This is a genomic window from Microbacterium faecale (genome assembly GCF_014640975.1).
In the GTDB taxonomy this organism is placed as follows: domain Bacteria; phylum Actinomycetota; class Actinomycetes; order Actinomycetales; family Microbacteriaceae; genus Microbacterium; species Microbacterium faecale.
On sequence record NZ_BMHO01000001.1, the window covers coordinates 2,419,704 to 2,442,522 of the forward strand.

The 22,819-nt window shown below is 67.5% G+C and carries 21 protein-coding genes; 2 read left to right on the plus strand and 19 right to left on the minus strand.

What is annotated here, in order from left to right:
* Positions 1–24: 24 nt before the first annotated feature.
* The 11 genes from uvrB to rpsA form a co-directional block, all read right to left on the minus strand.
* Positions 25–2,109, minus strand: coding sequence for an excinuclease ABC subunit UvrB (gene uvrB / locus IEW87_RS11505; protein WP_188712340.1), 2,085 nt, complete (start codon positions 2,107–2,109; stop codon positions 25–27).
* Positions 2,110–2,158: 49 nt separating this feature from the next.
* Positions 2,159–2,746 (minus strand): dephospho-CoA kinase, encoded by a 588-nt coding sequence (gene coaE / locus IEW87_RS11510; RefSeq protein ID WP_188712341.1) that lies wholly within the window; start codon positions 2,744–2,746, stop codon positions 2,159–2,161.
* Positions 2,747–2,786: 40 nt separating this feature from the next.
* Positions 2,787–3,641, minus strand: a complete 855-nt coding sequence (locus tag IEW87_RS11515; RefSeq protein ID WP_188712342.1) for a hypothetical protein — start codon at positions 3,639–3,641, stop codon at positions 2,787–2,789.
* Entirely contained in the window at positions 3,635–4,123 is a 489-nt protein-coding gene (locus IEW87_RS11520) for a hypothetical protein (RefSeq protein ID WP_188712343.1), read from the minus strand. The genes IEW87_RS11515 and IEW87_RS11520 overlap by 7 nt, the downstream gene beginning before the upstream one ends.
* A 204-nt stretch (positions 4,124–4,327) precedes the next feature.
* On the minus strand, positions 4,328–5,689 hold the full coding sequence (locus IEW87_RS11525; protein WP_188712344.1) for a prolyl oligopeptidase family serine peptidase: 1,362 nt from the start codon (positions 5,687–5,689) through the stop codon (positions 4,328–4,330).
* 65 nt (positions 5,690–5,754) lie between these two features.
* Entirely contained in the window at positions 5,755–6,690 is a 936-nt protein-coding gene (locus IEW87_RS11530) for a PaaX family transcriptional regulator (RefSeq protein ID WP_188712345.1), read from the minus strand.
* A 9-nt stretch (positions 6,691–6,699) separates the two neighbouring features.
* Positions 6,700–7,959 carry a cytochrome P450 gene (locus tag IEW87_RS11535; protein ID WP_188712346.1) on the minus strand — a complete coding sequence of 420 codons (1,260 nt, stop codon included), beginning with the start codon at positions 7,957–7,959 and terminating at the stop codon, positions 6,700–6,702.
* Positions 7,959–9,584, minus strand: a complete 1,626-nt coding sequence (phnE, locus tag IEW87_RS11540) for a phosphonate ABC transporter, permease protein PhnE (RefSeq protein ID WP_188712347.1) — start codon at positions 9,582–9,584, stop codon at positions 7,959–7,961. Before phnE ends, IEW87_RS11535 begins: the two co-directional genes overlap by 1 nt.
* 1 nt (position 9,585) lies before the next feature.
* Positions 9,586–10,350 (minus strand): phosphonate ABC transporter ATP-binding protein, encoded by a 765-nt coding sequence (gene phnC / locus IEW87_RS11545; protein ID WP_229731119.1) that lies wholly within the window; start codon positions 10,348–10,350, stop codon positions 9,586–9,588.
* Between the two features lie 20 nt (positions 10,351–10,370).
* The gene (locus IEW87_RS11550; protein ID WP_188712349.1) at positions 10,371–11,372 is read right to left on the minus strand and encodes a phosphate/phosphite/phosphonate ABC transporter substrate-binding protein; all 1,002 of its coding nucleotides are present in this window, start codon (positions 11,370–11,372) and stop codon (positions 10,371–10,373) included.
* 259 nt (positions 11,373–11,631) lie between these two features.
* On the minus strand, positions 11,632–13,092 hold the full coding sequence (rpsA, locus tag IEW87_RS11555; protein ID WP_188712350.1) for a 30S ribosomal protein S1: 1,461 nt from the start codon (positions 13,090–13,092) through the stop codon (positions 11,632–11,634).
* A 328-nt stretch (positions 13,093–13,420) separates the two neighbouring features.
* On the opposite strand from rpsA, the gene IEW87_RS11560 reads away from it, so the two are divergent.
* Positions 13,421–14,053: a DUF4190 domain-containing protein gene (locus IEW87_RS11560; protein ID WP_188712351.1), complete on the plus strand. Its 633-nt coding sequence runs from the start codon at positions 13,421–13,423 to the stop codon at positions 14,051–14,053.
* A 7-nt stretch (positions 14,054–14,060) separates the two neighbouring features.
* Here IEW87_RS11560 and IEW87_RS11565 read toward each other — a convergent pair whose 3' ends face one another.
* The 8 genes from IEW87_RS11565 to IEW87_RS11600 form a co-directional block, all read right to left on the minus strand.
* Positions 14,061–14,519, minus strand: a complete 459-nt coding sequence (locus IEW87_RS11565; protein WP_188712352.1) for a hypothetical protein — start codon at positions 14,517–14,519, stop codon at positions 14,061–14,063.
* Positions 14,520–14,612: 93 nt separating this feature from the next.
* Complete coding sequence (locus IEW87_RS11570; protein ID WP_188712353.1) at positions 14,613–14,969, minus strand: TraR/DksA family transcriptional regulator; 357 nt, start codon at positions 14,967–14,969, stop codon at positions 14,613–14,615.
* A 112-nt stretch (positions 14,970–15,081) separates the two neighbouring features.
* Complete coding sequence (gene ilvC, locus IEW87_RS11575) at positions 15,082–16,107, minus strand: ketol-acid reductoisomerase (RefSeq protein ID WP_188712354.1); 1,026 nt, start codon at positions 16,105–16,107, stop codon at positions 15,082–15,084.
* A 40-nt stretch (positions 16,108–16,147) separates the two neighbouring features.
* Positions 16,148–16,654, minus strand: a complete 507-nt coding sequence (gene ilvN / locus IEW87_RS11580; RefSeq protein ID WP_188712355.1) for an acetolactate synthase small subunit — start codon at positions 16,652–16,654, stop codon at positions 16,148–16,150.
* Position 16,655: 1 nt separating this feature from the next.
* Positions 16,656–18,461, minus strand: coding sequence for an acetolactate synthase large subunit (locus tag IEW87_RS11585; RefSeq protein ID WP_188712356.1), 1,806 nt, complete (start codon positions 18,459–18,461; stop codon positions 16,656–16,658).
* A gap of 46 nt (positions 18,462–18,507) precedes the next feature.
* Entirely contained in the window at positions 18,508–20,217 is a 1,710-nt protein-coding gene (gene ilvD / locus IEW87_RS11590; protein WP_188712357.1) for a dihydroxy-acid dehydratase, read from the minus strand.
* 75 nt (positions 20,218–20,292) lie between these two features.
* Positions 20,293–21,051, minus strand: a complete 759-nt coding sequence (gene otsB / locus IEW87_RS11595) for a trehalose-phosphatase (RefSeq protein ID WP_188712358.1) — start codon at positions 21,049–21,051, stop codon at positions 20,293–20,295.
* Entirely contained in the window at positions 21,048–22,466 is a 1,419-nt protein-coding gene (locus IEW87_RS11600; RefSeq protein ID WP_188712359.1) for an alpha,alpha-trehalose-phosphate synthase (UDP-forming), read from the minus strand. Before IEW87_RS11600 ends, otsB begins: the two co-directional genes overlap by 4 nt.
* A gap of 52 nt (positions 22,467–22,518) precedes the next feature.
* Between IEW87_RS11600 and IEW87_RS11605 the strand changes: the two genes are divergently transcribed.
* Positions 22,519–22,803, plus strand: coding sequence for a hypothetical protein (locus IEW87_RS11605; RefSeq protein ID WP_188712360.1), 285 nt, complete (start codon positions 22,519–22,521; stop codon positions 22,801–22,803).
* The last annotated feature ends 16 nt before the right edge of the window (positions 22,804–22,819 follow it).

The following is a 22,819-nucleotide window of genomic DNA, read 5'->3' on the forward strand; positions in this document are numbered from 1 at the left end:
GCTGCGACAGTGCATGCCCTCACCCTACGCGTGGCCTGCCTTCTCCATCTGGCGCAGCGCCGACTTGAGGTCTTGCAATTCGTCTCGCAGTCGGGCCGCGAGTTCGAACTTCAGTTCCTCCGCCGCATGGACCATCTGCTGGGTGAGGTCCGCAATCGTCTCCTCGAGCTGCTCCGCGCCCTCCGCGGCGATCCCCTCGTGTTTGCGCACCGGTGTCGCCGTGCGGCCGCGACCGCCGTCCTTGACCCGCGGGTCCCGGCGCCCCGCGAGCATTTCGGCCGTGTCTGCTTCCTCGCGCGCGAGCGAGTCGGTGATGTCGGCGATGCGCTTGCGCAGCGGCTGCGGATCGATGCCGTGCTCGGTGTTGTAGGCGATTTGGATCTCACGCCGTCGATCCGTCTCGTCGAGGGCGCGCCTCATCGAGTCGGTGATCCGGTCGGCGTACATGTGCACCTGGCCGGACACGTTGCGCGCCGCGCGGCCGATCGTCTGGATGAGCGACGTCTCGCTGCGGAGGAAGCCCTCCTTGTCGGCGTCGAGGATCGCCACGAGCGACACCTCGGGCAAGTCGAGGCCCTCTCGCAGGAGGTTGATGCCGACGAGCACGTCGAACATTCCCTGCCGCAGCTCGGTGAGGAGCTCCACGCGGCGGAGGGTGTCGACGTCGCTGTGCAGGTATCGCACGCGCACGCCGTTCTCATCGAGGAAGTCGGTCAGTTCCTCGGCCATCTTCTTGGTGAGAGTGGTGACGAGCACGCGTTCGTTCTTCTCCGCGCGCGTGCGGATCTCCTCGAAGAGGTCGTCGATCTGCCCTTCGCTCGGCTTGACGACGATCTCCGGATCGACGAGACCCGTCGGACGAATAATCTGCTCGACGACCCCGTCGGCGATGCCCATCTCGTACTTGCCGGGCGTCGCCGAGAGGTAGACCGTCTGCCCGATGCGCTCCTTGAACTCGTCGAAGCGCAGCGGGCGGTTGTCGAGCGCGCTCGGCAGGCGGAAGCCGTGTTCGACGAGCGTGCGCTTGCGCGACGCGTCGCCCTCGTACATCGCACCGATTTGCGGCACGGTCGCGTGCGATTCATCGATCACCATGACGAAGTCGTCGGGGAAGAAGTCGAGCAGCGTGTGCGGCGGCTCTCCGGCTGCTCGGCCGTCGAGGTGACGCGAGTAGTTCTCGATGCCGGAGCAGAACCCGATCTGCTGCAGCATCTCGAGGTCGAAGGTCGTGCGCATCCGGAGACGCTGCGCCTCGAGCAGTTTTCCCTGCTTCTCGAGCTCCGGGAGGCGCTCTGCCAGCTCCTCCTCGATTGTCTTGATCGCGCGCGCGACGGTGTCGGTGCCCGCCGCATAGTGCGTCGCGGGGAACACGGCGACGGCGTCGAGCTTCTCGACGACCTCGCCCGTCAGTGGATGGAGCCGCTGGAGCTGCTCGATCTCATCACCGAAGAGCTCAATGCGGATCGCGTACTCCTCGTACACCGGGATGATCTCGATCGTGTCGCCGCGAACCCGGAAGTTTCCGCGCGAGAAGTCGACGTCGTTGCGGTTGTACTGCATCGCGATGAAGTGCCGGATGAGTGCGTCGCGGTCGTAGTGCTCCCCCACCTGCAGGGCGACGAGGGAACGCAGGTACTCCTCCGGCGAGCCGAGGCCGTAGATGCACGAGACCGTGCTGACCACGACCGTGTCGCGGCGGCTCAGCAGAGAGTTGGTGGTGGAGTGACGCAGGCGCTCGACCTCGGCGTTAATCGAGCTGTCCTTCTCGATGAAGGTGTCGGACTGCGGTACATACGCCTCGGGCTGGTAGTAGTCGTAGTACGACACGAAATACTCGACGGCGTTGTTCGGCAGCAGCTCACGGAACTCGTTTGCGAGCTGCGCGGCGAGGGTCTTGTTGTGGGCAAGGATGAGCGTCGGCCGCTGGATCCGCTCGATGAGCCACGCCGTGGTCGCGGACTTTCCCGTACCGGTGGCACCGAGCAGCACGACGTCGGTCTCGCCCGCGTTGATGCGGGCGGCGAGCTCGTCGATCGCCCCTGGCTGATCACCCGACGGTTCGTAGTCGCTGACAACCTCGAACGGCCGGACGCTGCGTGTCGTCTGCATGTTCACAGGGTATTGCGAACCACTGACACACGAGGCCGGTTCGCGCGAGTCAGCCGGAGAAACGATGCCAGAGCTCGTCCGCCTGGCGCAGCGTCTCGGCCATCGTGCCGCTCGTGTCGATCACGACATCGGCCACCGCGAGACGTTCGTCGTCGCTCGCCTGACTCGCGACGCGCGCCGTCGCGTCCTCGCGCGTCATGCCGCGCTCGTCGATCATCCGCCGGATCCGCATCTCGGCGGGCGCGTGTGCGACGACAACCGCGTCCCACTCCCCCGTGCCGCGCGCTTCGGCGAGGAGGGGCACGTCGTAGATGACGACCGCGTCCGGTCCGGCTTCGCGGAAACGACGCTGCGATTCGCTCTTGACGGCGGGGTGCACGATCGCCTCGAGCTGCGCCCGCTTGGCCGCGTCGGCGAACACGATGGCGCCGAGCGCGGCGCGGTCGAGGGACCCGTCACCTGCGACGACGTCGGAGCCGAAGGCCCGCACGATCTCGTCGAACGCGGCCTGCCCCGGCTGTTGGAGATCCCGCACGACCCCGTCGGCGTCCACGACGACGGCGCCGTGTTCGGCGAGGCGTCTCGCGATCGTCGACTTGCCGGACGCGATTCCACCGGTCAGCGCGATGAGAGGCATGCGGCCAGGATAGACGGCCGCGATGCGCGGTTCGCGCGGATCAGCACCCGGGAGCGGTGGGGTTCTCCGCGCAGGTCCCGTCGACGAGGTACGACTGCTTCTCATGGATCCGCACGTCGACGGGGCTGCCTGCCGAGACGATGAACCCGTTGACGGGATACACCCCGAGCGCGCCGAAGTCGACCGTCGCGGAGTAGGAGATCTCGACGGTCACCGTCGCCATCCCGCGCTCGGCGTAGACGTGGCTCGTGGCGGTCGGGGTGAGCTGCTCCTGCCCGAGCTGCACCCACGTCGGCGCCGGATCCGCGGTCTGCAACGTCGTGCCGTCGCCGTAATCGATCGTGAACAGTTCCGGCGTGAACGTCACCGCCATCGGGTGACCGAACAGCTCGCCGCCCACCGTGTGCGGCGCGGCCGCGATCGCGACGTTCATCGGAGCGCGGGCGATCGCGACACCGAACGGCTCGATCGCCGGGGCGGAGGGCGTCGGCGCGAACGAGGCCACATCACGCCAGGAGATCTCCGGGATGTCGTCCGGCTCGTCGTCGTCCTCGGGCGGAGGATCGTCGATGCAGCCGGGACCGATCAGGTTCCCCTCGCCGTCGAGGCAGGACCACCCGCCGTCGTCACCGTCCGGTGATTCGCCGTCCGGCCTCGGATCCGCCTCCGGCGGCGGCTCGGGCGCCGGCGCACCCGGCCCACCAGGATCGGAGCCTCCGCCCTCGGTCTCCTCCCCCTCGATCTCGAGCTCGTCGTTCCCATCGCCGTCGCAGAGGCCTGCGAGAACCTGCGCAATATCGCATCCGCCTTCGACGGGTACGGCTAAGTCATCAGTCGACGACGTCGCGCTCGTCGCTACGACGACCAACAACAGCACGGCGCCGGACCTCAGCATGAATCATCAGCCGTTTCGTCGAGATGCGACAACAACATCCCGCCATCGACCGATGCGAACTCCATTTCAAGTCCGAACACCGGGTCCTCACGGGGTTGGTACCATTCCTCGCCATCGAGGTTGACCTCAATCGACGAATTGTCGACGCACGCTTGCCCTGATACCGTCGCGTGTTCCCCCACGGTGCGGAAGTCGGTCGCGTCAAACGAAAGCACGACCGATTCGCCACGCACTTGCATGTTCTTCAGCTCATCGGAGCTCTCCCCCTCATGCAGTTCCGCGAGGTCCCCAGTTACGTACGGGCGAGCACTATCGTCATCCGTCGGGTCGGCGATGCCGATGTAGGCGCGGAATGTCTCTTCCGCCGCGGCGTACGCTTCTTCTTCGGTCCACGCAGGGTTGGGGTCGGGTTCAGTGGCGCATGCGGACAGCGCACCGAGGACGATCGCGAGGGATCCGACTCCCAAAGCTCTGCGCAGCATGCCGAACAGGCTAGAGGAAATCGGCATCGCGCCTCGAAAGTTATCCACAGGCGCCCCATCACCTTCCACAAATGCACCATTATTCGGCCGGATAGGTGCATTTGTGGAAGGTCGGGGACGTGGCGTCGCTCTACCTTCCACAAATGCACCCAACGACGCAGTTTTTGGTGCATTTGTGGAAGGTGGAGCGGCTCAGCGGAGTGCTCAGCGCTCGGGGCGCAGCATCCGGTCCGGGCGCAGGTTCGCGAACGATCCGTCGCCGCGGTCGAGGCCGGTGTCACGGGCGATCCGGTCCGCCACACGGTCGAGCGCACGCGCGGTCGCGACGTTCGCCCAGCGGCCCATCTCGAGCCGGGTGTCGAGTGCCGTCAGCGCGGCGGCGACCTCGGCGTCGGCGTAGCCGCAGTGCCCCGGCCGGTCGACGAACGCCTGGCGCAGCAGCGAGTTCGCGCCGTTCGAGCGCACGCGATCCGCATAGGTGCGCGCCTGGGCGATGGTCGGCGCGGTGTCTCCGCTCTCGTGCAGCGTCAGGACCGGCCCGGCGATATCACCGGTCGGCGTCGCGTTACGGCGCATGTAATCGACGGCATCCGGATCCGCCTCGATACGGTCGGCGTCAGCGAGGACGCCGAGGTCGTCGTTCAGCGACAGGCCAGCCTCCCGGTACAGCGTCCGCACGAGGTGGCTCTGACCGGAACGCGCGAGCGATACCCGGTAGTTGACGTCCGTGTTCCAGGAGAAGTTTCCGCCGGCGCGCTCCTCGAGCGGCTGACGCGGCGAGACGGCGCCCCAGAGGAATGCGGACAACAGCTGCTCCTGCTGCGCCTCGTGGTCGTGACGCGACGGGCGCTCGGTCCCGCTCTGCGTCCAGGTCGGGATCTGAGCGAGGCTCGCCGCGAGCGCGAGGCGCGCGCGACCCTCCGGCGTCTGTTTCGCCTCGTCGAACACCTCGCTGAACGCCGCCTGACGGGCCATCTCGTCAGAGACGTCGACGAGCTCGAGGCGGTCGTCGGCCGGCGCCAGCAGAGTCTTGAACGCGAACGTGCCGTCGAGGGATCCGTTGAGCATCGGCACCGAGCCGGCGACGGATCCGCACAACGGCAGCGCGGCATCGAAGGCGTCGGGCGCGGCCTCCATGAGCGCGGCCGAGGTGAGGCCGCCCATCGAGGCGCCCCAGGCGATGACGTGCTCCGGTTCGCCGAGCTCGTCCGCGACGATCCGGGCGAGGTCCTGCTGGTCGGCGAGAAGGTTCTCGACGACCCAGCCGCCCTCGGCGGTCGACGTGCCCGCGAGCGCGTAGCCTTCGTCGAGCGCCCAGTCGACCAGACCATCGGACGGTGCGGCGGCAGGCTCCTGTCCATGTCCGCCGCCGTATCCGGGACTCCAGACGAGCACGGATCCGTTCCAGGAGGCGGGCTCGTGGATCACGTAGGCGCCGCCCGACGGCAGCTCCCCACGGTGGGCATCGGGGCCGACCGCCGCGGAGGCGATGCCGGGTGAGGCGGCGAGGGCGACCGCGGCACCGGTCGCGGCGACGGCGCGCAAGACGGAAATGCGTGTGGACACGATGTGGTCCTTCCTGAGCCCGCTCGTCGTTGGCCGGACTCGGCGTGATGTGGTGGGCGGCGCGCTCAGGCGTCGCCGAGCAGCGAATCGGACGCTGCGAAGGTGTGGTGGCTGACTCGCTCGGCGAGGTCGCCATCGTGGGGCGCGAGGATGCGCCGGACCACCGATTCAGCACGGGGTCCCAGGTCGTCATAAACGCTGGCGCACACGTCACGGGCCTCGTGCGCGGGGAACTTCTCGCCCAGCAGTTCGCGCGGCAGGTGCGGATCCCGCCGGCGCAGCGCGCGCCAGTCCGTCATGATGGATGTGCGCGTGCGCAGCGCGTCCTCCCCGCTCGGATCCCCGGACGCCAGCTCGCGGACACGTTCCGCCGTAAGGCGCCAGCGCGACACGAACGCACGATACGCCTCCGCGACGTCGTCGAGCCCGAACGCGGCACGGACGGCTCGCGCGCTCATGCTCGCCGGAAGCTGCGCGCCGGTGAACACCGTCACCTGGTCCGGATGGATGGCGTCGAGTTCGCGCCCCATCTCCATCAACTGCTCCGTCTGATCGCCGGGGCGGATCCAGAGGGCGTCGTAGAGGTTCCCGAAATTGCGCAGGCGCAGCTGCTCGCGGAGCATCCGTCGGGCTTCCCGCGCCTCGTGCGGAAGCGAATACGCCACGAGCGTCCACGTGCCGTCCCACGCGGCGGGAACCCGCGGCGGGAACAGCGCGCGCACGTGCCCCTCGATCTGCTCGCGGCTCTTCGGCGAGACCGCGTAGGCCGTGCGCCGGCCGTTCTTCTCGCTGCGGAGGAATCCGCGCTGGGCGAGGCGCTGGATGGCGGCGCGCGCAGCTCGCGGTGTGACGTCGAACACGCTGAGAAGCTCGACGAGGGCGCTCGACGGAATCGGATCCTCGCGCGCGAACCAGTAGTCGCCCAGCAGCACCGTCAACAGCTGCTGCGAGCGCGGATCCTGTTGGAACCGCGGCAGCAGCGGCGTCTCGGTCGTCGTCATCCGGTCGGGTCACCGCCCGGCCCTCTCGCCGCGCGGCACGAGCCGGACGGGAGCGGATCGCGGGCCATACTCGAGCCAGTTCATCATGACGACGTCGCCGTCGGGCTCGAACGATTCGGTGCGCTCGAGCAGTACCTGCACCGCGACGACCATCTCCATGCGCCCCATGGTCGCGGCGGGACACCGGTGCGCCCCGCGACCGAAGGCGAGGTGTGAGTTGTTCGGGCGACGCAGCACGAAGTCGTTCGGATCGTCGAACACCGTCTCGTCACGATTCGCCGACGGGAACAGCAGGGCGATCGGCTCGCCCTCGCGGACGAGGCGCCCGCTCACCTCGATGTCGCGCCGCGCGGTGCGAGCGAAGACACGGTAGGGCGCGTGCAGCCGCAGCAGCTCCTCGATCGCGGCCGGGATCTCCCCCGGATCCGTGCGCAGGAGGTCCTGCAGTTCACGGTCGCGCGAGAGATGCACGACGATGCTGCCGAGGACGGCCTGCGGCGCCCCCATTCCGGCGACGATCATCTGACGGACCGTCGCGATCGCCGTCTTCTCGGTGATGTGGTTGTCGGGATCCTCGACAGCGCGCTGCAGGCTGGCGACGAGATCGCGCGTCGGATCCGCGTCCGCGGCCAGCCGGTCCCGGTACACCTGCTCGGCGATACGGTACAGCTCCGCGCTGCACTCGGCGATCACGGCGTCGTCCATGTCCTGGATCGCAAACGAGTAGCGCACGCCGACGTCTCGGATGTGACGCGTCAGGGACGGCGGCACGCTGAGGAACGCGGCGAAGCAGTCCATCGCGAACGGCGCGGCGAGGTCACGGACGGCATCGGGGTTCTCGGACGCGAGCATGTCCGCGACGAGGCGCTCGGCGCTCGCACGGAACGCCGGCTCGTGCTCGCGCACGACCGATCGGCGCAGCACGGGGTCGATCGCGGCCCGGTAGGCGTCGTGCTCAGGCGGATCGAAGTGCAGCGGGGGTCGACGCGAGGACCTCGGCACGTGCGGCACGACGTTCTGCACGGACGTGATGAACATCTCATCGTCCTGCGTGATGCGCGTGACGTCCTCATACGTCGTCGCCGCCCAGAACCCGCCGTACTCGGTGCTCCACGGGAACGGGTTCTCCGTGCGCAGCGCCGCGTAGTCGCGGTGCGCGCTGCCGAAGTCCTCTTCCGGATCCGGAATCCACTCGGACGCGCGTTCGTCCCGTGCACGCGTGTCGACTGATCCCTCTGAACTCGAGTAGCCGAAGGGGCACGTCGCCATCAGATCACCCTCTTTCTCGCCCAGCGGGCGGCCGATTCGAGCGCGACGACCACGACCACGAGACCGACGAGGATCCCTGCCGTGACCTGGTAGTTCAGCGTCGCGACCGACTCTTCGAGCAGGAAGCCGATGCCGCCCGCCCCCACGATCCCGAGCACGGCCGATTCGCGCAGCGCGAGGTCGGACGTGAACAGGCTGTTTCCGATGAAACTCGGCACGAACTGCGGCCAGACGCCGCTGACGAAGACCTGCAGGCGGTTCGCGCCCGTTGCCTCGAGCGCGCGGATCGGCGCCGGGTCAACGTTCTGCAGCGAGTCAGTGAAGAACTTCGACGCGAGCGCCGTGCAGGAGATGGCGAGCGCGAGGAACCCCGCGAACGGTCCCAGCCCGAGCGCCGCCACGAAGACGAGCGCGTACACGATGTCGGGGATCCCCCGCATGAGCACGACGAGCCCGCGCAGCGCGAACGACAGCGGCGCGAACCGGACGAGGTGGCGTGTCGACAGCACGGCGATCACGAGCCCGCTGACGACACCGAAGGTCGTGGCCGTGAGCGCCATGATGACGCTCTCGAAGATCCCCATCGCGACGTCGACCGTGATGATCGGCGGGATGAACCCGGCAAGCAGTGCGCCGACGTTCTCCCACGCGCGCAGCAGACGATCCGGAGTGAACGACAACTGTGTGAGGGAGATCAGCAGGAGCACGACCGCGACCGCGGCGCCGGCGGTGCGCAGCGTGCGGCCGCGGTTCCAGCCGATTCCCGCAGGGTCGGCGGTGGGTGCGTAGAGCTGAGAGACGGTGTGCTCGTCGGCATGTTCGGAGACGGCGCGCTGAACGAGGTAGGAGATGAGCTCCAACACGAGCAGCATCACGACGATGACGCAGATGATGCCGGCCGCGCGGCGATAGTCGAGCGAACCGATGGCCGTCTGCAGCGCGACGCCGATTCCCCCCGCGCCGACGAGCCCGAGCACCGCGGAAGCGCGGATGTTGATGTCCAGGCGGTAGAGCACGACCGATGTCACGGCGGGCAACGCCCGACTGAGGGTCGTCGCGAGGAAGTTCTGCGCGCGATTCGCCCCCACGGCGGAGATAGCCTCGCGCGGAGCCTGATCTTGCTCCTCGAAGATGTCCGCCATCATCTTGCCGATCATGCCGACGGAGTGGAACGCGATCGCCATGGCTCCCGCGAGCGGGCCGAGACCGAAGATGCGCACGAAGATGATTGCGAACACGAGCGAGGGCACCGCTCGCGTGACGATGATGATGCCGCGCGCGAGCCACGAGATCACGCGCGGGCCGGTAAACCGGCGCGATGCCGCCGCCGCGAGCACGACGGACGCGAGCGTCGCCAGGCCTGTTCCGGCGATGGCGATCCAGAGCGTCTCGACCGCGAGCGACAGCAGACTCGGCACGTCGCCCGTGGTGGGCGGCAGCATGCGCGTCAGAAGGTTCGCGATGTCGCCGAAGCCGGCCGCCACGGCCGCGGGGCGGATGTCGATCCACCACATGCCGAAGAGCGTCACGGCGACGTACGCGAGGGGAATCGCGAGCGCGGCGAGGGGCGACGGGCGTCCGGTTGACGCGGAGGGCCTCTTCACCCGATCGAGAACGTCAGCCACCTCACGCCTCCGTCTGGTCGTCATAGACCGCGCGGATCTGCGCCTCCGAGGTCTCGGCGGTCGGCCTGTCGAGCAGGAGCGCACCGTCGCGGACGGCGACGATGCGATCCGACACCTGCAGGGCGAGGTCGACCTGGTGCAGAGAACACACAACCGTGAACCCGTCCTCGGCGCTCAGCGCACGCAGGGTCGTCAGCACAGACAGGCTCGCGCGCGGGTCAAGCGATGCGACCGGTTCGTCGGCCAGCACGATTTCGGCATCCTGCATCAGCGTGCGTGCGATCGCGACGCGCTGCTGCTGCCCGCCCGAGAGCGTGTCGGCGCGCTGGAACCGCTCGGCGGCGAGACCGACGCGTTCGAGGTTCGCGACGGCCTTCTCCCGCAGCGCCCGCGGGTAGCTGGCGACGCCGTAGCGCGGGAGCCGCAGCGACCCCAGGGATCCCATCAGGACGTTCTCAAGAGCGCTGAGGCGCCCGACGAGGCCGAACTGCTGGAACACGAAGCCGATGCGGGTGCGCAGCTGCTGCAGCTCGCGCCGGCCGCACCGAGACGGATCCGCGCCCAGCACAGACACGGATCCGCCGGTCGGGGTGTGGCTGCCGTTCATGAGCCGCAGCAGCGTCGACTTGCCAGCGCCAGACGGGCCGACAAGCGCGACGAACTGCCCGGGGTGGACATCGAAGTCGATGCCACTCAGAACGGCCTTGTCACCGAAGCTCATGCGCAGATCGCGGATCCGCAGGCTCGGAGTGTGGTTCTCGGTCATGGGCGAGACGACGTCCGTGATCATTCGCTGCGGCACACCTCGGCGCCGGTCTTCTCGCAGATGTCGCGGATGGTGTCGTAGTTCGCGTCGGAGGCCGGCTCGAAGCCGAAGGCTCCCGTGCCGCCCCACTCGCAGGCCATGGTGCCGGCGTACTCGTCGCCCCACGGCGCCGGCGCCTCGCGCTCGGCACCCTCGCACAGGCCCGCTTCCGCGGCCGTGACCGAGTTATAAGTGGTCGTCACCGTCTCGGCGATGAGGTCGCGCAGATCCTCGTCGAGCCAGTTTCCGACGACGAGCGGCGTGCCGGGGATGTCAGGCGAGGTCCAGATCGTCTCGGTGTCGCCGTCTTCGATGACGCCACGCGCAGGCAGGAGGTCGGTGATGAAGGTGCCCGCGACGAAAGCGGCGTCGCAGTCGCCGGCGAGCATCTGGGTCACCGCGACGTCGTGCGATCCCGCGAAGACCGGCGTGATGTCGTTCTCCGGGTCGATGTCCGCGTCCATCAAGCCGGCGATCGGCGCGAGGTAACCGGTCGTCGAGGCGGGATCCGTGAAGCAGACGTCCGCTCCGGCGACCTCCTCGATGCTCGTGATGTCGGATCCGCCCGGGACGACGCCGAGCGCTTCGACGGCGCCCGAGCCGGCTTCGGGGGTGAGCTGGTCCATCGCGACGGGCGTCACGTCGGCGACGTCCGCGGCGAGGTAGTACGAGAAGGCGCCGTACACGGCGATGTCGACGCGCTCGGCGACCTGCGCTTCGATGACGCCGGCGTTGTTGCTCACGGCCTCGATCGAGGTGGGGATCCCCGTCTCTTTTTCGATCGCGGCGACGATCGGCTCGAAGGATGCCTCGAGCTCTTCGCTGTTGTCGGTGGGAACGACCGCGAACACGAGCTCCGACGGACCGTCGGAGTCGGAGCCCGACGCATTGTCGGCGGGGCGGGCGTTGGGGCTGGCTCCGCATGCCGCGAGCAGGAGACCTGCGGCCGCGAGGGAAGCGATGGCGGTAATGGTCTTGCGCATGAGGGACTCTCCATGGCGTCGGCGTTGACGGCTACTGTTTTGCGACCACGAGACAGATTTAGTGTGGCCTTTTCGGGTGCAGGTCCACACTAGCGGGTCCGTTGATATTGTCAACGGTTTTCCGGGAGCGGGATCAGTGGGCGTGTCTACCTTCCACAAATGCACCCATACGCGCGCTTTTGGGTGCATTTGTGGAAGGTAGAGAAGACAAAACGGGCCGGATCCCGAAGGACCCGGCCCGTTCTCTCGAGCGCTGCGGTTAGTTGCCCGCGAGCTTCTCACGGAGCGCGGCAAGCGCCTCGTCGTCCGCGAGCGCACCGGCACCGGCGGACTCGGACGAGAAGCCACCGGACGAGCTGGCCGCGGGGGCCGTGTCGTCGGCGTTCGCCTCGGCCTCGATGGCACGGGCGACCTGCTCCTTGTGCTTCTCCCAGCGAGCCTGCGCCTGAGCGTACTCCTGCTCCCACGCCTCGCGAGCCTCGTCGTACCCGTCGAGCCACTGGTTGGTCTCGGGGTCGAAGCCCTCGGGGAACTTGTACTCGCCGTTCTCGTCGTACTCCGTGGTCATGCCGTAGAGCGACGGGTCGAACTCGGTGCCGTTCGGGTCGACCATGTCGTTGGCCTGCTTGAGCGACAGCGAGATGCGGCGACGGTCGAGGTCGATGTCGATGACCCGGACGAACAGCTCCTCGCCCACCGAGACGACCTGCTCGGCCATCTCAACGTGCTTGTGCGACAGCTCGGAGATGTGCACGAGGCCCTCGATGCCGTCCGCGACGCGAACGAACGCGCCGAACGGAACGAGCTTCGTGACCTTACCGGGCGTGATCTGACCGATCTGGTGCGTGCGAGCGAAGACCTGCCACGGGTCCTCCTGCGTCGCCTTGAGCGACAGCGAGACGCGCTCGCGGTCGAGGTCGACCTCGAGAACCTCGACGGTGACCTCCTGGCCCACCTCGACGACCTCGCTGGCGTGGTCGATGTGCTTCCACGAGAGCTCGGACACGTGAACGAGGCCGTCCACGCCGCCGAGGTCAACGAACGCGCCGAAGTTGACGATCGAAGAGACCTGACCCTTGCGGACCTGACCCTTGTGCAGACCGTTGAGGAACTGCGCACGCGTGGCCGACTGCGTCTCCTCGAGGAGCGCGCGACGCGAGAGCACGACGTTGTTGCGGTTCTTGTCGAGCTCGAGGATCTTCGCCTCGAGCTCCTGGCCGAGGTACGGCGTCAGGTCGCGGACGCGGCGCAGCTCGATGAGCGAGGCAGGAAGGAAGCCGCGGAGACCGATGTCGAGGATGAGACCGCCCTTGACGACCTCGATGACCGTGCCCTTGACGACACCGTCGTTCTCCTTGATCTGCTCCACGTCGCCCCAGGCGCGCTCGTACTGAGCACGCTTCTTCGACAGGATCAGACGGCCTTCCTTGTCCTCCTTCTGGAGAACGAGGGCCTCGATGTGGTCGCCCACCTTGACGACGTCGTCGGGGTTGACGTCGTGCTTGATGGAGAGTTCGCGCGAGGGGATGACGCCCTCGGTCTTGTATCCGACGTCGAGCAGAACCTCGTCGCGGTCGATCTTGACGATCTCGCCGTCGATGATGTCGCCGTCGTTGAAGAACTTCAGAGTCTTCTCGACCGCGGCCAGGAAGTCTTCCGCAGATCCGATGTCGTTAATGGCGACCTGCGTGGTGGCCGAGGCGGTCGTTGCGTTAGTCATGTAGTAGTTAGCCTTCAGGGGTTGTTGTGTCGGGCTCCGGATCCGGCCGGATGCGCGTCTCCGCACGCATCAGCAGTCTTCGCGGATTCGAAGCGATTGGATGAGATTTCGCCCGTCACGCGACAGTCTGGACGACGGATCCGCAGATCCGACGCGGCGACGCGCGCACGCGTGACACTTCAGGATAGCACGCGAAACCGGCTCAGATCCACGCAACGAGTGGGATCGAAGCACCCGCATGGAGACTTCTCCCCACGGAATCGGCACACAGGGTCTCACCACGTCGGTAACGTGGTTCCGAGCATGAATCACGGGGAGAAGGAGCGACATGTCCGATAACAACCAGCCACACGACCCGAACGCGCCCGCGCAGAACGGTGGCCCGTCGCAGCCCGGGCCTGGCGAACAGCCCGCATACGACACAGGAGAGCCCGGAGTGCCCGACACTGGGGCCGGTGCGCCGCCCATGCCGCCGACGCCGCCCGCTCCCCCGGAGCCCCCCTACAACGCTCCGCAGCCGACGACGCCACAGCCATACGGTGTTCAGCCCGGCTCCATCTCGCCGCCGCCGCCTGCTCCGTACGGTGTCGGCACGCCCCCGCAAAACCAGGGTGGCAAGGGACTCGCGATCACGGCGCTCGTGCTCGCGATCGTCGGGGCGCTGCTCTGCTTCATCCCGTTCGCTGCCTTCGGCGGTGTGGTCATCGCCATCGTCGCGCTGATTCTCGGCATCATCGCCCTCGTGAAGAAGGCGAACGGCAAGGGCATGAGCATCGCGGCGCTGATCGTGGCGGGTGTCGGCGTTTTGGTCGGCGCGGTCATGGTGTTCATCACGATCTCTGTGTTCGTGTTCATCGACTCCTACCAGGGCGAGCTCGACCAGTTCTACGAGGACAACTCGGAGCTGTTCGACGAGAACTTCGACGAGGACTTCCAGCTCTTCGAGCAGCCCGAGTTCTGATCACGCTTCACGCGGCGCGCACCTGGGGTTCGCCCACCAGGTGCGCGCCGTCGTCTGCCAGGACGAACTGAGCCCGCAAGCCGTCCGGCTGGTGCGCGAACGCCGCCCGCATCGGCTCTGACCACCGGCGGAGGTCGGGGCTCCCCCCGGGAGCTCCCGGGCGTTCCCACACGACGACGACCGCGCCCGCCGGAGTCTCGTCGACGATCTGTGAGACGCGCGTCGCCAGGAGGTCTGCCGCGCTGACGGCGCCGGACGCGGGCATCGCGACGGTCTCGGTGGGGTCGCCGGAGAGACCGTCGATCGGCATCATGACATCGGTCATACATCCGGCGCTGTCGATGAACAGCAGCCACGCTCGCGGCTCGACCGCCCGTTCGAGCAGCGCCGTGACGAAGCGCGTGAGGTCGCGGTCGTCGGTCATCGGACGATCGCGCAGCGTGTTCAGAATTGTTGAATCGACCATGCGGCAAGCCTGATCGATCCGTGGCTGCCGCGTGTGGGGAAATCAGCCGAATGTGCATGGATTCCGCGAATCAGCCGAATCTGTGGAGAACTCTCAGCGGCGCGACGCGCATTCCACGCACATCGTGGCGGTGGGGCGAATGCGCAGGCGCGCGACCGGGATCCGCTTGCCGCACCCGGCGCACACGCCATAAGTGTCGTTGTCGAGACGCGCGAATGCCTCGTCGATGGCGATGAGTTCGCGCTCGGCCTCGGCGTCAAGGCCGGCGAGTCGAGACCATTCGTCCGACAGGGTCGCGCCCTCAGGGTCGTGCTCATCGTCGGCGGTCGCTGCCGATCGTGCCGACGCGAGATCGCTCAGGTCCTCATCGCTGCGTTGGCGGGCGCGCAGCACGCTCTCGCGGTGCTGTGCAAGGAGTTCGCGAAACTCCGCGCGGTGAGTGTCGTCCATCTCTCCACCGTAGATGCAGAGGGGCCGCCCCCGCGCATTTCGCGGGAACGGCCCCTCTGAACGAGCGCAGCGAGCCGACCATACTGCCGTCGTCTCGCCGACGACGTTGAGGTCAGCGCGCAGCGGTGCCCTCAACGTAGTCGTCGTCGCTGTTCTGCCAGGAGAACAGAGCGCGCAGCTCCTTACCCGTCTTCTCGATCGGGTGCTGCTCCTCCTCGGCGCGGAGCTTCGTGAACTCCGGCGCTCCGGCGTCCTGGTCATCGATGAAGCGCTTGGCGAACGCACCGGACTGGATGTCGGCGAGGATCGCCTTCATGTTGTCCTTGACGTGCTGGTCCACGACGCGGGGGCCCGACACGTAGTCGCCGAACTCGGCGGTGTCCGAGATCGACCAGCGCTGCTTGGCGATGCCGCCCTCCCACATGAGGTCGACGATGAGCTTGAGCTCGTGCAGCACCTCGAAGTAGGCGATCTGGGGCTGGTAGCCCGCCTCGGTGAGCGTCTCGAAGCCGGCCTGCACGAGGTGGCTCATGCCACCGCAGAGAACGGCCTGCTCGCCGAACAGGTCGGTTTCAGTCTCCTCCGTGAACGACGTCTTGATGACGCCGGCGCGGGTGCCACCGACGCCGGCGGCGTACGACAGCGCGAGGTCCCATGCGGAGCCGGTCGCGTCGTTCTCGACACCGATGATGTCGGGGATGCCTCGACCTGCAACGAACTCACGACGCACCGTGTGCCCGGGGGCCTTCGGGGCGATGAGGATCACGTCGACATCGGCGGGCGCCTCGATGTATCCGAAGCGGATGTTGAAGCCGTGCGCGAACGCGATCGCCTTGCCGGGCGCGAGGTTCGGCTGGATGCTCTCGGCGTAGATCGTGCGCTGGTGCTGGTCCGGCGCGAGGATCATGATGACGTCGGCCCACGCGGTCGCGTCAGCGACCGACTTGACGGGGAAGCCGTCGTCGGACGCCTTCTGAGCCGACTTGGATCCGTCACGCAGCGCGACCGTGACATCGACGCCCGAGTCGCGAAGGTTCTGCGCGTGAGCGTGGCCCTGCGAGCCGTAGCCGACGATCGCTACCTTCTTCGACTGGATGATCGAGAGGTCGGCGTCCTGATCGTAGAGGATCTCTGCCACTTGGTTACTCCTTTGTTGGCGGGGTCTGTATAAACGAGGGTCAGCGCAGTGCGCGCTCGGAGATCGACTTCGGGCCGCGACCGAGCGCGAGCAGACCCGACTGCGAGATCTCCTTGATGCCGAACGGCGTGATGGCCTTCTGGAACGCCTCGACCTTGCCCTGGTCGCCCGTGATCTCGATCACGAGGGCGTCCGGGTGGTAGTCGACGACGCTGGCACGGAAGAGGTTGACGACCTCGAGGACGTTGCCACGCGTCGAGTTGTCGGCGCGCACCTTCACGAGCATGTGCTGACGCTGCACCGACACGGCCGGATCCAGTTCGACGATCTTCACGACGTTGATGAGCTTGTTCAGCTGCTTCGTGACCTGCTCGAGCGGCTGCGACTCGACGTCGACGACAACCGTGATCCGCGACAGCCCGGGGATCTCCGTCACGCCGACCGCGAGCGAATGGATGTTGAAGCCGCGACGGGCGAAGAGCCCGGCGACGCGCGTCAACAGACCGGGCGTGTCCTCGACGAGCAGACTGAGAACGTGCTTCGTCATATCAGGCCCCCTCATCGAACGCGGGCGAATTCTCGCGCGCATACTGGACGTAGCTGTTGCTGACGCCCTGCGGCACCATCGGCCACACCATGGCGTCGCTCGACACGACGAAATCGATCACGACGGGACGGTCGTTCGTCTCGAGCGCGAGGGTGATCGCGTCGTCGATCTGGTCCTCGCGCTCCACGCGGATCGCCAGACATCCGTATGCCTCGGCGAGCTTGACGAAGTCGGGGATCCGCTTCGTGTCGTGGCCGGTGTTGAGGTCGGTGTGCGAGTAGCGCCCGTCGTAGAACAGCGTCTGCCACTGGCGCACCATGCCGAGCGACGAGTTGTTGATGATCGCGACCTTGATCGGAATGTTGTTGAGCGCGCACGTCGCGAGCTCCTGATTGGTCATCTGGAAGCAGCCGTCGCCATCGATCGCCCAGACCTGGCGGTCGGGCTGAGCGACCTTCGCTCCCATGGCAGCGGGAATCGAGTAGCCCATCGTGCCGGCGCCGCCGGAGTTGAGCCACGAGTTCGGTCGCTCGTACTTGATGAACTGCGCCGACCACATCTGGTGCTGTCCGACGCCGGCGACGTACACGCCCTCCGGTCCGGTCAGCTCGCCGATCCGGGAGATGACGTGCTGCGGTGCGAGCAGACCGTCGGTCGGTGCGGTGTAGCCCAGCGGGTACTGGTCGCGCAGACCGTTGAGGTACTGCCACCACTCAGCGTAGTCAGGGAAGTCACCGTCGACGGTGGAACGATAGGTCGTCTCGAGATCGACGAGCACCTCGCGCACATCGCCCACGATCGGCACCTCCGCGGCGCGGATCTTGCCGATCTCCGCCGGGTCGATGTCGACGTGCACGACCTTCGCCTCGGGGGCGAACAGCGCGGACTTGCCAGTGACACGGTCGTCGAAGCGCGCACCGAGAGCGATAAGCAGGTCGCTCTCCTGCAACGCGAGAACCGCGGGCACGGATCCGTGCATGCCGGGCATTCCGAGGTGTTGCTCGTGGCTGTCGGGGAACGCGCCCCGCGCCATGAGCGTCGTCACCACAGGGGCGCCGGTCGTCTCGGCGAACGCGAGCAGCTCCTCCGCGGCCTGGCTGCGGATCACGCCGCCGCCCACGTACAGCACCGGCTTCTCGGCAGCGGCCAGGAGCGATGCGGCGGCCTGGATCTGCTTGCCGTGCGCTTTCGTGACGGGGCGGTAGCCGGGCAGATCGTAGCGCGGGGGCCAGACGAACGGCGCCTCGTCCTGCTGTGCGTCCTTCGTGATGTCGACGAGGACCGGTCCGGGGCGTCCCGTGCTGGCGATCTCGAACGCCTGCGCGATCGCGGAGGGAATATCCTCCGCGCGCTTGACGAGGAACGAGTGCTTCGTGACGGGCATCGTGATGCCGACGATGTCGGCCTCCTGGAACGCGTCGGTGCCCATCAGCGTGGAGAACACCTGCCCCGTGATCGCGACGATCGGAACCGAGTCCATGTGGGCATCGGCGATCGCGGTGACGAGGTTGGTCGCCCCGGGGCCCGACGTCGCGATGGCGACGCCGACGCGGCCGGTCGCGGCGGCGTAACCCTCCGCGGCGTGGCCGGCGCCCTGTTCGTGGCGCACGAGGACGTGATTGAGCGAATTTTCGCTCATGAGCGCGTCGTAGGCGGGGAGGATGGCTCCGCCGGGCAGGCCGAAGACATCCTTGACGCCGAGCTGCTCGAGCGAGCGGACGACGGCCTCCGCGCCCGTCATGACGGGCGGGTTGGCGTTCGAGGAGGCGGGGGGCCGGGGAACGGCGGTTGTCAGATCTGCGGGCATGGTGCTTCCCTCAATCGTGTCGGACGTCTGTCGGCACAGTCGGTCGTCAACCGGTGACGGCACCGAACGCGGCAGAGCGTACGAGCTTCGCGTACTTGGCGAGAACGCCGCGGGTGTAGCGCGGGGGCAGCGGCTCCCAGCCTTCACGGCGGGAGGCGAGCTCGGCCTCATCGACGAGTATGTCGAGGGAGCGAGCGGCGACGTCGACCCGGATCGGATCACCATCGCGCACGAAGGCGATCGGACCTGCGTCCACTGCCTCCGGAGCGATGTGGCCGATACACAGACCGGTTGTGCCGCCTGAGAATCGACCGTCTGTCAAGAGTAATACATCTTGGCCGAGTCCTGCGCCCTTGATGGCCGCCGTGATGGCGAGCATCTCGCGCATGCCGGGCCCACCCTTGGGCCCCTCATACCGGATGATGACGACGTCGCCCGCGTTGATCTCGCCGTTCGTGAGCGCGTCCATGGCGGCACGCTCGCGCTCGAACACGCGGGCCGGACCCTCGAACACCTCGGCGTCGAACCCGGCCGTCTTCACGACGGCGCCCTCGGGTGCAAGGCTTCCGTCGAGAATCGTCAGACCGCCGGTGGCGTGGATCGGGTCGTCCAGGTCGCGCACGACGGTTCCGTCGATGGGCTCCGGATCGAGGTCGGCGAGGTTCTCGGCGAGCGTCTTGCCCGTGACCGTCATTGCGTCGCCGTGCAGCAGGCCCGCGTCGAGGAGCGCCTTCATCACGACAGGCATGCCGCCCGCGCGATCGAAGTCCTGCGCGACGAACTGGCCGAACGGCTTGACGTCGGCGAGGTGAGGCGAGCGCTCGCCGATAGTCCGGAAATCCTCGAGGGTGAGCTCGACTCCGGCTTCGTGCGCGATCGCGAGCAGGTGCAGCACGGCGTTCGTGGATCCGCCCAGCACCATTGCGACCGTGACGGCGTTCTCGAATGCCTTCCGCGTCAGGATGTCCTTCGTCGTAATCCCCTTGCGGAGCATCTCCACGACGGCCTCGCCGGAGCGGTGCGCATACATGTCGCGACGGCGGTCGGCGCTCAGCGGCGTGGAGGATCCGGGGAGGCTCATGCCGAGCGCCTCCGCGATGCACGCCATGGTGTTGGCCGTGTACATTCCGCCGCAGGCACCCTCGCCGGGTGCGAAGCTGCACTCGATCTTCTTGAGGTCGGCTTCGCTCATCTGGCCGGCCTTGCAGGCACCGACGGCCTCGAACGAGTCGATGATCGTGATCGTGCGCTCCGTGCCGTCTTCGAGCTTGACCCAGCCGGGCGCGATGGAGCCCGCGTAGAGGAAGACGCTCGCGAGCTCGAGGCGCGCGGCGGCCATGAGCATGCCGGGAAGCGACTTGTCGCAGCCGGCCAGCAGCACGGTGCCATCGAGGCGCTCCGCCATGACGACGGTCTCGACGCTGTCGGCGATGACCTCGCGACTCACGAGCGAGAAGTGCATCCCCTCGTGCCCCATGGAGATGCCGTCCGAGACGCTGACAGTGCCGAACTGCAGCGGGTATCCCCCGCCAGCGTGCACGCCCTCCTTGGAACCCTGCGCAAGGCGGTCAAGCGAGAGGTTGCAGGGAGTGATCTCATTCCAGCTCGAAGCGATGCCGATCTGGGGCTTGTCCCAGTCGTCGTCGCCCATGCCGACGGCACGGAGCATGCCGCGCGAGGTGGTGGCCTCGATCCCGTCGGTCACCACACGACTGCGCGGCTTGATGTCGATTCCACTGGCTGTGTTCTCACTCACCCAAGCAGTCTATTCCCCGTCTCCAGGGCCCCTGACCACGTCGACGTTTTGCTGATCGTGTCGCGTGATCCAGGGTCAGGATGCTCTCAAAGATGCGAGACGAGTGAGCACTGCGGCAAGCTCGCCCGGGTCGGCGACGCGGAGGCTCGCCGCGGTCTCCCCCGGGCCGACGCGGATGCCGAGATCGCCCTCTTCCAGGGAACGCAGCGCGTCCTCGTCCGTCACGTCATCTCCCGCGAAGACGACGGCGTCTGCCTGGGTCACGCGGCGCAGTTCGGCGACGGCGACGTCCTTGCCCTCGTGTCGCCAGGCGAACTCGAGCACGTGCTTGCCGTCGCGGCGACGCCAGGCCGGCGCGGCGGTGCGCATCAGTTCGTCGATCGCGGCCTGCGCACGCGGTTCGATGCCGTCGGGCGACGTGCGCGTGTGCAGAGCGAACCCGTAACGTTTTGCTTCGATCCACGCGCCCTCGAACGCCGCGGCGGCGGCCTCGGCGCTCTCGCGGATCTCATCCGCGTCCGCGGGATCCGTGTCGTCGTCCGCGCGGAGCTGGCCGGCCCCAGGGCGCCAGTGCTCGGCGCCGTGGGAACCGGCGAGCCACACGCGGGAGGCGTCGTCGTGCTCGGCGATCACTCTGAGGTCTCCGAGGGCGCGTCCGGAGACGAACGCCACCGTCACTCCGGGGGCGTCCATGAGCGCGGCGACCGCGCGCTTCGCTTCCGGCGTGGCGCGCGCCGCCATCGGATCCGTCACGAGCGGTGACAGGACGCCGTCGAAATCGAGCGCGACGAGGAGGCGCGCAGCGCGCGCGACACGAGCCACCGCGTCGGTCATGCGTCGTTCCTCCGTGCGCGGGACGTCTCCATGTCGTCGAGGAATCGCTGTCCCCACTTGACGACGTCGTTGTCGAAGACTTTCTTGCGCATCGTCTTCATCCGGCGGGCCTGCTCGGCCACCGGCATCTGCAGCGACCGAGACAGGATGTCCTTCGTCCCCTCGATGTCGTGGGGGTTCACGAGCAGCGCGCTGCCGAGTTCGTCGGCCGCGCCCGCGAACTCGCTCAACACGAGCACGCCGGTGTTGTCGGCGCGCACCGCGACGTACTCCTTCGCGACGAGGTTCATGCCGTCGCGCAGCGCGGTGACGAGCATGACGTCGGCGGCGAGATACAGCGCCACCATCTCCTCGCGGGGATAGCCCTGATGCAGGTACCGGATCGCCGTCGTCTCGACGGTCGAATAGTCGCCGTTGATCCGCGCCACGCTCATCTCGATCTCGTCGCGCAGCTCCTGATACGCCTCGACACCGGGACGTGACGGGCTCGCGATCTGTACGAGGGTCGCGTCCTTCCCCGTGATGCGTCCGTCGGCGAGCATCTCGCCATACGCCTTGAGGCGGTGCCGGATCCCCTTCGTGTAGTCGAGCCGGTCGACGCCCAGCATGAGCTTTTCAGCGCCGAGCTGTTCGCGGATCGACTGGGCCCGGGCAATGATGTCCGGGCGCTGCGCCAGCTCGAGGAAATGGTTCGCATCGATCGAGATCGGGTAGCTGCGCGAGATGACGGTGCGAGCGGCGTCCTCGATCGTCGGGACCGTGACCGTCTCACCCTTCGTCGGGTAGTGCAGCAGACGACGAATCGACCGCTGGAAGTTGCCGGCGTCCTCGACGCGCTGGAACCCGATCACGTCGGCGCCGAGCAGGCCCTCAAGCACCTGACGTCGCCACGGCAGCTGCGCGAAAAGCGAATATGCCGGGAATGGAATGTGGTGGAAGTATCCGATCGTCACGTCGGGACGCAGCTCGCGCAGCATCTGCGGGACGAGCTGCAGCTGGTAGTCCTGCACCCAGACGAACCCGCCGTCCTGCACGTGCTTCGCAGCGGCCTCCGCAAATCGTCGATTGACGCGGACGTAAGCGTCCCACCACGACCGCTTGTAGACGGGCGCCGCGATGACGTCGTGATAGAGCGGCCAGATCGTGCCGTTCGAGAACCCCTCGTAATAGTCGCGCAGGTCGTCGCGGCTGAGCGGGACGGGGACGAGCACCGTGCCGTCGAACTCGAACGGCTCGACGTCGAGGTCGGGCTTCCCACCCCACCCAACCCAGGCGCCGTCCAGATTCTGCATCACCTGTTCGAGCGCTGTGACGAGCCCACCGGGGGAACGCCGCCAGGTCGGCTCGCCGTCGGGACCCTCCACCCGGTCGACGGGCAGGCGATTGGCGACGACAACGAGATCAGCTCGAGACATCTCACACTCCTTCGTTGGCGTCAGCCTAACGCCCGCGCGCTAGGGTGGTCCCATGCGCAAGTACCTCCTCGGAACCGGCATCATCGGCGCCCTCACGAGCGCATACTCGCTGCTGCGGGGATCCGACCAGCAGCCGTTCACCTGGCGCGTCGCGCTCGCGTGGATCAGCTGGGCGATCACGTTCGCCCTGTCGATCGGGATGATCCGCGACATCCGCCGGGCATCCCACGGCGAGCCCGTATCCGACGATTCGCCGATCGCAGGCAACGAACACAAGTACGCCAAGGCGTCCGGAAACGCGGAAGGCACCGCGCGAAAGAAATCGCGCAAGAAGTGACGCGCTGAGGCGGATC

Coding starts and splice junctions, on each gene's coding strand:
- uvrB (WP_188712340.1), bottom strand. CDS start 2,109: ATGCAGACGACACGCAGCGTCCGGCCGTTCGAGGTTGTCAGCGACTAC.
- coaE (WP_188712341.1), bottom strand. CDS start 2,746: ATGCCTCTCATCGCGCTGACCGGTGGAATCGCGTCCGGCAAGTCGACG.
- IEW87_RS11515 (WP_188712342.1), bottom strand. CDS start 3,641: ATGCTGAGGTCCGGCGCCGTGCTGTTGTTGGTCGTCGTAGCGACGAGC.
- IEW87_RS11520 (WP_188712343.1), bottom strand. CDS start 4,123: ATGCTGCGCAGAGCTTTGGGAGTCGGATCCCTCGCGATCGTCCTCGGT.
- IEW87_RS11530 (WP_188712345.1), bottom strand. CDS start 6,690: ATGACGACGACCGAGACGCCGCTGCTGCCGCGGTTCCAACAGGATCCG.
- IEW87_RS11535 (WP_188712346.1), bottom strand. CDS start 7,959: ATGGCGACGTGCCCCTTCGGCTACTCGAGTTCAGAGGGATCAGTCGAC.
- phnC (WP_229731119.1), bottom strand. CDS start 10,350: ATGACCGAGAACCACACTCCGAGCCTGCGGATCCGCGATCTGCGCATG.
- IEW87_RS11550 (WP_188712349.1), bottom strand. CDS start 11,372: ATGCGCAAGACCATTACCGCCATCGCTTCCCTCGCGGCCGCAGGTCTC.
- rpsA (WP_188712350.1), bottom strand. CDS start 13,092: ATGACTAACGCAACGACCGCCTCGGCCACCACGCAGGTCGCCATTAAC.
- IEW87_RS11560 (WP_188712351.1), top strand. CDS start 13,421: ATGTCCGATAACAACCAGCCACACGACCCGAACGCGCCCGCGCAGAAC.
- IEW87_RS11565 (WP_188712352.1), bottom strand. CDS start 14,519: ATGGTCGATTCAACAATTCTGAACACGCTGCGCGATCGTCCGATGACC.
- IEW87_RS11570 (WP_188712353.1), bottom strand. CDS start 14,969: ATGGACGACACTCACCGCGCGGAGTTTCGCGAACTCCTTGCACAGCAC.
- ilvN (WP_188712355.1), bottom strand. CDS start 16,654: ATGACGAAGCACGTTCTCAGTCTGCTCGTCGAGGACACGCCCGGTCTG.
- IEW87_RS11585 (WP_188712356.1), bottom strand. CDS start 18,461: ATGCCCGCAGATCTGACAACCGCCGTTCCCCGGCCCCCCGCCTCCTCG.
- otsB (WP_188712358.1), bottom strand. CDS start 21,051: ATGACCGACGCGGTGGCTCGTGTCGCGCGCGCTGCGCGCCTCCTCGTC.
- IEW87_RS11600 (WP_188712359.1), bottom strand. CDS start 22,466: ATGTCTCGAGCTGATCTCGTTGTCGTCGCCAATCGCCTGCCCGTCGAC.
- IEW87_RS11605 (WP_188712360.1), top strand. CDS start 22,519: ATGCGCAAGTACCTCCTCGGAACCGGCATCATCGGCGCCCTCACGAGC.